Raw genomic sequence first — 10,750 nt, 5'->3', positions numbered from 1 at the left:
GTGCTGCTGAAGTACATCTTCAAGCGCATTCTGGTGATGATCCCGACGCTGTTCGTCACCAGCGTCCTGATCTTCACCGTGATCAACCTCCCCGAGGGCGACTATTTCGAGACGATGGTCGCCGAAATGCAGGCCCAGGGCGAGAAGGCGGATATGAGCCGCGTCGAGTTCCTGAAGAAGGAATACGGTTTCGACAAGCCGCCGGCCGAGCGCTATCTTTGGTGGGTCACCGGCCTGCTGCGCGGCGACATGGGCTATTCCTTCGAATACCAGCTGCCTGTGCGCGACGTCGTCGGCGATCGCCTGCTGCTGACGATGATCGTCTCCTTCTTCACCATCATCTTCACCTGGATCGTCGCGTTTCCGATCGGCATCTACTCGGCGACGCACCAGTACAGCTGGGGCGATTACGGCCTCACCTTCATCGGGATGCTCGGACTCGCCATACCGCATTTCCTGCTGGCGCTGATCTTCCTCTACTTCGCCAATATCTGGTTCGGCACCTCGATCGGCGGCCTGGTCGACCCGCAATATCTCAACCAGCCGATGAGCTGGGCCAAGTTCAAATCGGTGCTGGAGCACCTCTGGATACCGGTGATCATCATCGGCGCCGGCGGCACCGCCGGCATGATCCGCAAGCTGCGCGCCAACCTGCTCGACGAACTGCAGAAGCAGTACTACGTCACCGCCCGCGCCAAGGGCCTGCCGCCGGGCAAGGCGCTGCGCAAATATCCGCTGCGCATGGCGCTCAACTTCTTCATCTCGGATATCGGCGACATCCTGCCGTCGATCGTCTCCGGCGCCGAGATCGTCGCGATCGTGCTCTCGCTCCAGACCACCGGCCCGCTGCTGATCCGGGCGCTGCAGAGCCAGGACATGTATCTCGCCGGCTCCTTCCTGATGTTCCTGTCCTTCCTGACCGTGATCGGCGTGCTGATCTCCGACATCGCGCTCGCCATCCTCGATCCGCGCATCCGCCTGCAAGGGACGGCGACCAAGTGACGACGCCTCCCGCCCCGCAGGCTTCCGAGCCGCTGCCGCATCGCTGGTCGACCGCGCCGTTCGAGCCCTATGCGATCGAGAAGATGTCGCCCGAGCAGGAGCGGGTCTACCTCGCGCCGCAATGGAAGCTGATGTGGTGGAAATTCCGCAAGCACAGGCTCGCGGTGATCTCCGGCATCGTCATCCTGCTGATGTACCTGTCGGTCGCGATCTGCGAGTTCCTGGCGCCCTATCACTACACGACGCGCAACACCGACTTCATCCGCGCCCCGCGGCAGGAGCTGCATCTCTTCCACGAGGGCAGCTTCATCGGGCCCTTCGTCTACCCGTATGCCCAGCGCCTCAACATGGAGAACCTGAAGCGCGAATACGACGTCGACGAGAGCAAGCCGCAGAAGCTGCGCTTCTTCTGCCGCGCCGACACTTACGAGTTCTGGGGCCTGATCCCCGGCAATCTCCATTTGATCTGCCCACCCGAAGGCGGCACGCTCTATCTGCTCGGCACCGACAGGCTCGGGCGCGACATGTTCTCGCGCATCCTCTATGGCGGGCGGATCTCGCTGACCATCGGCCTGCTCGGCGTCAGCGTCTCCTTCGTGCTCGGCATCATCATCGGCGGCATCGCCGGCTACTATGGCGGCAAGGTCGATCTCATCGTCCAGCGCATCATCGAGATCGTGCAGTCGCTGCCGCATATCCCACTCTGGCTGGCGCTGGGGGCGATCATGCCGCCCTCCTGGAGCCCGCTGTTGGTCTATTTCGGCATCACCGTGATCCTTGGGCTGATGGACTGGACCGGACTTGCCCGCGCCGTGCGCTCGAAGCTGCTGGCGCTGCGCGAGGAGGACTATGTCGTCGCCGCCCAATTGATGGGCGCCAAGCCCGCCCGCATCATCGGCCTGCACCTCGTGCCCGGCTTCATGAGCCATCTCATCGCCGCCGCGACGATCACGATCCCCAAGACCATCCTGGGCGAAACCGCACTGTCCTTCCTCGGCCTTGGCCTGCGGCCGCCCATCACCAGCTGGGGCGTGATGCTGAACGAGGCGCAGAACATCAATGTCGTCGCGCTCTATCCCTGGCTGCTCTACCCTTGCGTCCCGGTAATCGTCATCATCCTCGCCTTCAACTTCCTCGGTGACGGCCTGCGTGACGCAGCTGATCCGTATCGCTGAAGCCTGTTCGCGCCATCGCAAGACCTTTCGTGAAGATCGCATTCCACACGCCGCTCAACCGCTATGGCGACGGCGCCCCTTCGGGCGATCGGCTGATGGCGCGCCAGCTGGTGGCGCTGCTGGAAAACCTCGGCCATGCCGTCGAGACCGTCCCGGCCGAGCGCAGCTTCATGCGCGAGCCCGATCCGGCTTTGCTCACCGCGCACAAGCAGGCGGCGCAGGGCGTGATTGCCGCGCTGGGGGAGCATTGGCAGCTGCCGCGAGCCCGGCCCGACCTCATCTTCACTTATCACTGCCACTACCGCGCCCCGGACCTGATCGGCCCTGCCTTGGCCGAACGCTTCGACCTGCCCTACCTCGTCGCCGAGGCCAGCGATGCGCAAAAGCGCTTCGACGGTCCCTGGGCGGAGGCCGCCGCGCTCGCCCGCACCGCGATCCTGCGTGCCGACCTGCACCTGTGCATGACCGAGCGCGACCGCGAAGGCCTCGCCCGGCTCATCCCGGAGCCGGAGCGCCTGATCGACCTGCCGCCCTTCCTGCTCGGGGTCGAGGCGGTTCCGCAGCATTCCATAGCTCCCCGCCACGGAAACGAACCGATCCGGCTGATCGCCGTCGCGATGATGCGCCAGGGCAACAAGGCCGCCTGTTACCTCTTCCTTGCCCGCACGCTCACCCACATCGCCGACCTGCCCTGGACATTGACACTGATCGGCGACGGCCCCGAGCGCTCCATCATCGAAGCCGCGTTCGCTGAATTTCCGCCTGGTCGCGTCCGTTTCCTCGGAAAGCAGGCGCGCTCCGACATCCTCACCGAACTCACGAACCACGACCTCTTCATCTGGCCTGGGCTGAACGAGGCCTATGGCGTCGTCTATCTCGAAGCGCAGGCGGCAGGACTTGCCGTTGCCGCACTCGACAGCGGCGGTGTTCCGGCTGTCGTGAACCGCAATCGCACCGCGCTGCTCGCCCCCCACGGCGATGAGGCCGCGCTGGCCGCGACGATCGCACGGTTGATCGGCGATGCTGAACTTCGCGCCTGCATGGCTTCGGCAGCGCAAGTGTTCGCGCGCCAGGAACGCAACGGCGACGGCGCCCGCAAAATTCTCGCCGGCGCGCTGGATGCCACCATCGCCCGGCACGGCCGCAAGGCCTTGGAGATCGCGCCGTGACTGAGGATGCCGCCTGGTCCGCGCTAGTGACCGAACTCGATGGCTGGGCAATCGCCGGCAAACGCCTCGATCTCTGGCTCCGCGACGACGACGCGACCGCTCCCAGCGATCAGCTCGACCGGCTGGCAGCCCTTGCCGAGCGCTTCACGATCCCCGTGCTGCTCGCTTCGATCCCGCTGCTGGCACAGGACAATCTGGCGAGGCGGCTGGAGACCGCACCTCTGCTGCGGCCTTGCCAGCACGGGACCTGGCATCGCAACCATGCACCGCACGGCGAGAAGAAGAGCGAGTTCGGCCTGCACCGGCCAACTGCCGACATCGCCGCCGAGATCGTGGCCGGCCGGGAGCGTCTTCGGGAGCTGTTCGGCCGTTCCTTCCTCCCTGTCTTCGTTCCGCCGTGGAATCGCATTCATCCGGATATCGCGGCGGAATTGCCGAGCCTCGGCTTTGTCGGCCTGTCCTGCTTCCGCAATTTCGCGCTCGGGCCAGCCGGCGGCCCTCGCCTCGTCAACACCGATCTCGACCTGATCGACTGGCCCAATGGCCGTGTCGGCCGGCAGCCCGGCGATCTCCTGACCGAGATGGTCCAAACGCTCGCCATTCGCCGCGCGAACCCGAGATCGAACCAGCCTTTCGGCCTGCTGCTGCACCATCACGATCACGATGCCACGGCCTGGGACTTTCTCACGAATCTGCTGGAACGGCTCTCCGGTCACGCCGCTGTCGCATTCGCCAGTCCCGATGCGCTCTTCGGCGCTGCAACAAACTTGGCAACGGACTTGGATTGACGCGCCGCCGGCGCTATGGTTTTGGCCAGTTCGGGTGCGTTCCTTGCGTCCCCCGGAGGCCATCTGACCTTCAAGCAGAGGACGCGACGCGCGCATGGGCCTCAGTCTGATCGATGATAGCGGGGTGCGCCGCCCGCCATGCAGTCCGCATGCGCCGCGCGTCCTGATCTATAGCCACGACACCTTCGGTCTCGGCCATATCCGCCGCTGCCGGGCGATCGCGAATTCGCTCGTCGCGAGCTATCCTCATATATCAGTGATCATCGTCTCGGGCTCGTCGATGATCTCCAGTTTCCAGTTCGGCGACGGCGTCGATTATGTCCGCATCCCCGGCATCGAGAAGCAGAGCGACGGACGCTACCTGCCGCATCATCTCAATCTCGACCTCGCCGATACGATCCGCCTGCGCACCGACCTGATCAAGCAGACGGTGCTCTCCTTCGACCCTGACATCGTAATCGTCGACAAGGAGCCGATCGGTCTGCGCGGCGAGCTCATCCCCTCGCTCGAAATCCTGCGCCGGCGCGGCGCCCGCATCGTGCTCGGTGTGCGCGACGTGCTCGACGAGCCGGCCAAGCTGCATGATGAGTGGCGCCAGAGCGGCGCGCTCGACGCGCTCGCCACCATCTACGACGACATCTGGGTCTACGGGCTGGACAGCATCTACCGGCCGCTCGAGGGGCTGCCGAACCAGCATCTCTTCGCCAGCAAGATCCGCTATACCGGCTATCTCAAGCGCGCCGTGCCCTCGCCGATGCCGCCGAACCGGCACCCGCGCATCACCAAGGGCCCGTTCATCCTGGTGACACCCGGCGGCGGCGGCGACGGCGCCGGCGTGATCGACTGGGTGATTTCGGCCTATGAAACCGATCCGACCATCGAATTGCCGGCACTGATCGTCTTCGGCCCGTTCCTGTCGCGTGAGAAGCGCAAGGAGTTCACCGAGCGCATCGCCAGGCTGCCGAAGCTGGAAAGCATCGGCTTCGAGCCGCGTCTCGAACTCCTGATGAACCGCGCCCACTGCGTCGTCGCCATGGGCGGCTACAACACCTTCTGCGAGATCCTCTCCTTCGACAAGCCGGCGCTGATCGTGCCGCGCGTCCGGCCGCGCCTGGAGCAGGCGATCCGAGCCGAGCGCGCCGACAGCCTGCGCCTGATCGACGTGCTGTTCGACCCGACCCAGACCGGCGCGCATGCCCGCGATCCCGGGCAGATGGCCAAGGCGCTGCACGCGCTGCCCAAGCGCCTGCCACCCTCGCAGGCCTTCCTGCCGGACCTGCTCGACGGGCTGCCGGCGATCAATCGGGCGCTGGCCGACGATCTCTCGCCGCCGGTCCGCGGCCGGGCGCTGGCGCAGAACGCCGCAGCCGGCTGATCGCATGAGGAGATTCTAGCGAATCATTGCGCGCATGGCGCGATGGACAGGGCCAACGAAGTTCGTAATATATCACGACGACCGTTGGGAGACGCCGCCATGACTCAGGTCCTGTTCCGCAATTTCGCGATGCTGGAGCCCGACCACGGCGAGCTGCGCAAGGGCTATGAGCTGCTTGTCGAAGGCGAGCTGATCCGCGAGGTCTCCGACAAGCCGATCAAGGCCGACAAGGCTGATGTCATCGATTGCGGCGGGCGCACGCTGATGCCCGGGCTGATCGACAGCCATGTCCACGTCATGCTGTCGGAAGTCTCGATCCCTCTGCTCGAAAAAGTGCCGCTGACGCTGGCCACCGCCCGCGCCGCCCGCCTGATGAAGGGCATGATCGACCGGGGCTTCACCTCGGTGCGCGATACCGGCGGCGCCGATTGGGGCATCAAGGAAGCGGTCGAGAAGGGCGACGTCCCCGGCCCGCGCCTGTTCATCGCCGGTGCCGCGATCGGCCCGACCGGCGGCCACAGCGACCCGCGCCGGCGCACCGATTTCGGCGCGCGCTGCCATTGCTGCAACGCCATGGCCTATACGATGAACATCTCCGACGGCGTCTCCTCCGTCATCAAGTCGACGCGCGAGCAGATGCGGCTCGGGGCCGACCACATCAAGATCATGATGTCGGGCGGCGTCGCCAGTCCTTACGACCCGCTCGATTCCATGCAGTTCACGGTCGAGGAGGTCACGGCCGCCGTCACCGAGGCCAAGGCCTTCGGCCGCTATGTCTGCGCCCATGCCTATACGCCCGAAGCCATCACCCGCGCCGCGCAATGCGGCGTGCGCGCCATCGAGCACGGCAACCTGATCGACGAGGCCTCGGCGAAGCTGATGGCTGAGAACAACATGTTCCTGACCGCCAACCTCGTCGCCTATTACGCGATGCGCGAGCGCGCCGCCGAGTTCGGCATGAATGCCGAGATGCTCGCCAAGAACGACCTTGTCATCGACGGCGGCCTGAAATCTCTTGAGATCTGCAAGCGCGCCGGCGTGCCGGTCGCCTATGGCTCGGATCTGCTCGGCCAGCTCCAGGTCGACCAGTCGCGAGAGTTCCTGCTGCGCCGCGAGGTGCTGTCGCCTGTCGAGATCATCCGCTCGGCCACCACGATCGGCGCGCAATTGCTGCGCATGGAAGGCAAGCTCGGCACGCTGCGTGCAGGGGCTTATGCGGACATCATCCTGGTCGACGGCGATCCGCTGAAGAGCCTGGAGCTGTTCCAGGATCAGGGCGCGAAGCTGCCTGTGATCATGAAGGGTGGCGCCTTCCACAAGAATACGCTGCATTGAGAGCGAGCACTGTGAGGGCGAGCACATGGCGATGAAGAGGGCTGGAATTTGAGCGCCGCACGCTTGAGCCTGGGACGCCTTGCGCTGAACGGCGCTGCCACGCTCTCGCTCGGCTTCATCCTGCTGCCCCTGTTCTTCGTCTTCTGGCTCGCCTTCTTCCGCCAGGAGATCCCCTCCTTCCCGCCGGAAGGTTATTCGCTGAAGTGGTTCCAGGCGGCGGCGAACAACAAGCCCTTCGTCGACGGCTTCATCCTCAGCCTGCAGGTCGGCGTGTCGGCGACCCTGATCGGGCTCGTGCTCGGCGTGCCCGCCAGCCTCGCATTGATGCGCCATCGCATCGCGCTCGGGCCCGCGATCAACACGCTTCTGCTGCTGCCGCTGGTGATGCCCGGCATCGTGCTCGGCACCTCGCTCTATGTCTTCCAGATCGAGACCGAGATCGCGACCGGCCTGCCGGTGATGGGTTCGGCCGGCGGCCTTGTCGCCGCCCACAGCCTCGTCGTCATTCCATGGGTAGTGAAGCTCGTCACCGCCAGCCTCGCCGGCTTCGACCGCACCATCGAGGAAGCCGCGCAGAATTTGGGCGCCGGCCCCTGGACGACCTTTCGCCGCGTCACCTTGCCGAGCATCAGGCCCGGCCTCGTCGCCGGCTCGCTGTTCGGCTTCGTCACCTCCTTCGGCAACCTCGAGATGAGCCTGTTCCTGGTCGGGCCCGGCCGCACGACGCTGCCGATCGCGATCCTGCAATATCTCGAATGGAAGATCGATCCGACGGTCGCAGCCGCCTCGGTCATCCAGATCGTCCTGATCGGAGCGGCGATGATCGTCACCGACCGTTACGTCAAGCTGAGCCGGGTGGTCTGATGGCCAGATTGTCGATCGAGCATCTGCGCAAGGTCTATGGCGAGTTCACCGCCGTCGACAATTGCAGCATCGACATCGCGGAGGGCGAATTCCTCGTCCTGCTCGGCCCTTCCGGCTGCGGCAAGACCACGACGCTGCGCATGGTCGCCGGCTTCATCCAGCCGACGGCGGGCAAGATCACCATCGGCGAGCGTGACGTCACCAACCTGCCGCCTTGGAAGCGCAATTGCGGCCTGGTCTTCCAGTCCTACGCGCTCTTCCCGCATATGACGGTCGCCGAAAACGTCGCCTTCGGTCTGGAGATGCGCAAGGTCGCGCCGGCCGATCGCGGTCCGCGCGTCACCGAGGCCTTGCGGCTCGTGCGCCTGACCGGCCTAGACGAGCGCTACCCGCGCCAGCTCTCCGGTGGCCAGCAGCAGCGCGTCGCGCTCGCCCGCGCGCTCGCCGTGGAGCCCGATGTCCTGCTGCTCGACGAGCCGCTCTCCAATCTCGACGCCAAACTGCGCCAGGAGGTCCGCGTCGAGATCCGCGACCTGCAGCGCAAGCTCGGCCTGACCACGATCATGGTCACGCACGATCAGGAGGAGGCCCTCACCATGGCCGACCGGCTGGTGGTGATGGAGAAGGGCAAGGTCCGCCAGATCGGCACGCAGCGCGAGCTCTACGAGAAGCCGGCCGACCGCTTCGTCGCCGGCTTCATCGGCCGCAGCGCCTTCCTCGATGGCGAAGCGGCGAACGGGCGTTTCCGCAGCGGCGGCGGCCTCGACATCAGCTGCAGGACGGCTGCGGCAGGCCCTGCAACGCTGGCGCTGCGGCCCGAACGCCTCGCCATCGGCGCGCAAGCGGAAGCTTGCGCGAACCACTTCCCGGCCCGGGTCGAGCACGTCTCCTATCTCGGAGCGCTGCTCGACATCGATGTCCGGCTGACCGAGCAGGACCGCATCCTGCTGCAGGTGCCCAACCGCCAGGGCGCGGCCGAGCCGAAGCCGGGCGACATGATCACGATAGGCTGGGCCGAAGACGCCGGGCTCGTCTATCCGCGCGAGCCTTGAACCCGCTCGACAGGCGTCCAACAGGGGAACGAACATGAAAAAGATCGACAGACGCGATGTCCTTAAAGGCCTGGCTGCTGGTGCCGGCGCTACGGTTGCAATGCCGGCGCTCGGCGGCCGCGCGCTGGCGCAGTCGGCCGGCAAGGTCGTGGTCGGCACCTGGGGCGGCGACTATGCCCGCCTGCTGACCAAGAACATCGAAGACCCCTTGCTCAAGCCCAAGGGCCTCGAGGTTGTGCAGGACCAGGCCGGCGACGCGCCGCGCCGCGCCAAGATGGTCGCCGAGCGCCGCCTGCCGCGCGGCACGGTCGACATCCAGGGCTTCTCGGCGGCCAATATGTTCGAGATGAACGAGGCCGGCGCGACCGAGCAGCTCGACTACTCGAAGATCCCGAACGCCAAGAACCTCCTGCCGACGATGAAGTACCCGTACGGCATCGGGCACATCTATTCAGGCAACGTCGTCATCTACAATCCCAAGCTGATCAGCCCGGCCCCGACCGGCTTCAAGGACTGGCTCGACCCGAAATGGGGCAACAAGATCGGCTTCATCGACATCCAGTACCAGGCGATCATGATCGCTGCCTCGATGGCCGCCACGAACGGCGCCAGCATGAACGACATCGAGAAGGCCAAGGAGATCCTGCTCGCGGTCAAGAAGGCCGGCGCGCGCGTCTATCCGACCAACGAGGCCTTCGCCCAGGCGATGAAGAACGAGGAAGTCGGCATCAGCGCGATCTGGAAGGCGCGCGTGGTGCAATGGCAGAACGCGGGCATCCCCTGCGAGGCGGTCTCGCCGGTCGAGGGCATCCCGGCCTATGTCTCCGGCTTCGTCATCGCCAAGAACGCGCCCAACAAGGACAACGCCTACGCCTATATGAACGCCATGCTGGCCAAGGAGCCGCAGGAGGCCTTCGCCGTCGACATGGGCTATAACGGCACCGTCTCCGGCCTTTCCGTCGCACCCGACCTGCAGAAGCGCATCGGCTTCACGCCCGAGGAAGAGAAGCGCATCAAGGATCTCGACTACGCCTTCCTGGCCAAGAACGACGCCGGCATGAAGGAGTGGTGGGACAAGGTGTTCAAGGGGTGAGCGCAGCGCCCGAACCAGTCGCGGGTGCCCGCACCAATCTTGCCGGGATGCTCGTCGTCCCGGCGACGATCTTCGTCGCGATCGGGCTGATCGGCCCGATCGCGATCCTGTTTCGCTATTCGCTCAACCAGTTCATCCCCGGCCAGTTCATGGTCGACGGGCTGACGATCGAGAACTACGTCAAGTTCTTCACCGACGGCTTCTATCTCAACGTGCTCTGGCGCACGGTCCGCGTCGCCGTGATCTGCACGATCGTCTGCCTGATCATGGGATTCCCGCTCGCCTATGTGCTGGCGCGCACGCAGAGCCGCTTCAAGAACCTGCTGATCATGCTGGTGGTGCTGCCGCTCTTCGTCGGCAACGCCGTGCGCGCCGCCGGCTGGATGACCGCCTTCGGCAGCAAGGGCGCGCTCAACGCCTCGCTGATGGGCCTCGGCCTGATCGACCAGCCGCTCGAGATCATGTTCACCGAGACAGCCGTGATCATCGGCATCATCGCGGTCAACCTGCCCTTCATGGTGCTGACGCTGCAGAGCGTGATCGAGGGCATCAATCGCAATGTCGAGGAAGCCGCCTTCAGCCTCGGCGCCGGGCCGGCAGCGATGTTTCGCCGCGTGCTCTGGCCGCTGGCCATGCCCGGCATCCTCGCCGGCACGATCCTGACCTTCATTCTGGCGATGAACGCCTATGCCACGCCGGTCCTGCTCGGCGGCCCGAAATTTCAGACGATGGGGCCGCTCGTCTACGGCCAGTTCGCCCAGCAGAACAACTGGCCCTTTGGCGGCGCGATCTCCTTCATCCTGATGACGGCGACGCTGCTGCTCACGATCGCCGCCAACCTGATCGTGCAGCGACGCTATCGCTAGGCCGGACTTATCCCGAGCTGTGGCGCTTCGC

The 10,750-nt window shown here is 65.5% G+C and carries 10 protein-coding genes; all 10 read left to right on the top strand.

Features of this window, described 5'->3' with window-relative positions; all coding sequences use genetic code 11:
* Nucleotides 1-3 precede the first annotated feature (3 nt).
* A complete protein-coding gene (locus V7S63_RS11400; protein ID WP_091838364.1) occupies nucleotides 4-1,002 on the top strand; it encodes an ABC transporter permease in 999 nt (332 codons plus the stop codon).
* Entirely contained in the window at nucleotides 999-2,177 is a 1,179-nt protein-coding gene (locus V7S63_RS11395; protein ID WP_442896454.1) for an ABC transporter permease, read from the top strand. The genes V7S63_RS11400 and V7S63_RS11395 overlap by 4 nt, the downstream gene beginning before the upstream one ends.
* A 95-nt stretch (nucleotides 2,178-2,272) precedes the next feature.
* Complete coding sequence (locus V7S63_RS11390; RefSeq protein WP_336530299.1) at nucleotides 2,273-3,346, top strand: glycosyltransferase family 4 protein; 1,074 nt, start codon at nucleotides 2,273-2,275, stop codon at nucleotides 3,344-3,346.
* Nucleotides 3,343-4,134 (top strand): polysaccharide deacetylase family protein, encoded by a 792-nt coding sequence (locus V7S63_RS11385; RefSeq protein WP_336530298.1) that lies wholly within the window; start codon nucleotides 3,343-3,345, stop codon nucleotides 4,132-4,134. The genes V7S63_RS11390 and V7S63_RS11385 overlap by 4 nt, the downstream gene beginning before the upstream one ends.
* Before the next feature lie 94 nt (nucleotides 4,135-4,228).
* Entirely contained in the window at nucleotides 4,229-5,509 is a 1,281-nt protein-coding gene (locus V7S63_RS11380) for a glycosyltransferase family protein (RefSeq protein WP_091838075.1), read from the top strand.
* A 99-nt stretch (nucleotides 5,510-5,608) separates the two neighbouring features.
* On the top strand, nucleotides 5,609-6,844 hold the full coding sequence (locus V7S63_RS11375; protein ID WP_336530297.1) for a metal-dependent hydrolase family protein: 1,236 nt from the start codon (nucleotides 5,609-5,611) through the stop codon (nucleotides 6,842-6,844).
* 63 nt (nucleotides 6,845-6,907) lie between these two features.
* A complete protein-coding gene (locus tag V7S63_RS11370; protein ID WP_199777487.1) occupies nucleotides 6,908-7,708 on the top strand; it encodes an ABC transporter permease in 801 nt (266 codons plus the stop codon).
* The gene (locus tag V7S63_RS11365; protein WP_091838081.1) at nucleotides 7,708-8,760 is read left to right on the top strand and encodes an ABC transporter ATP-binding protein; all 1,053 of its coding nucleotides are present in this window, start codon (nucleotides 7,708-7,710) and stop codon (nucleotides 8,758-8,760) included. Before V7S63_RS11370 ends, V7S63_RS11365 begins: the two co-directional genes overlap by 1 nt.
* Before the next feature lie 34 nt (nucleotides 8,761-8,794).
* Nucleotides 8,795-9,853 carry an ABC transporter substrate-binding protein gene (locus tag V7S63_RS11360; protein WP_091838083.1) on the top strand — a complete coding sequence of 353 codons (1,059 nt, stop codon included), beginning with the start codon at nucleotides 8,795-8,797 and terminating at the stop codon, nucleotides 9,851-9,853.
* On the top strand, nucleotides 9,850-10,719 hold the full coding sequence (locus tag V7S63_RS11355; RefSeq protein WP_336530296.1) for an ABC transporter permease: 870 nt from the start codon (nucleotides 9,850-9,852) through the stop codon (nucleotides 10,717-10,719). Before V7S63_RS11360 ends, V7S63_RS11355 begins: the two co-directional genes overlap by 4 nt.
* Nucleotides 10,720-10,750 lie beyond the last annotated feature (31 nt).

The organism is Allobosea sp. CCNWLY174 (assembly GCF_037120455.1).
In the GTDB taxonomy this organism is placed as follows: domain Bacteria; phylum Pseudomonadota; class Alphaproteobacteria; order Rhizobiales; family Beijerinckiaceae; genus Allobosea; species Allobosea lupini.
Note: the sequence above shows the minus strand (reverse complement) of the source record. Positions and strands in the feature narration are given on the sequence as shown.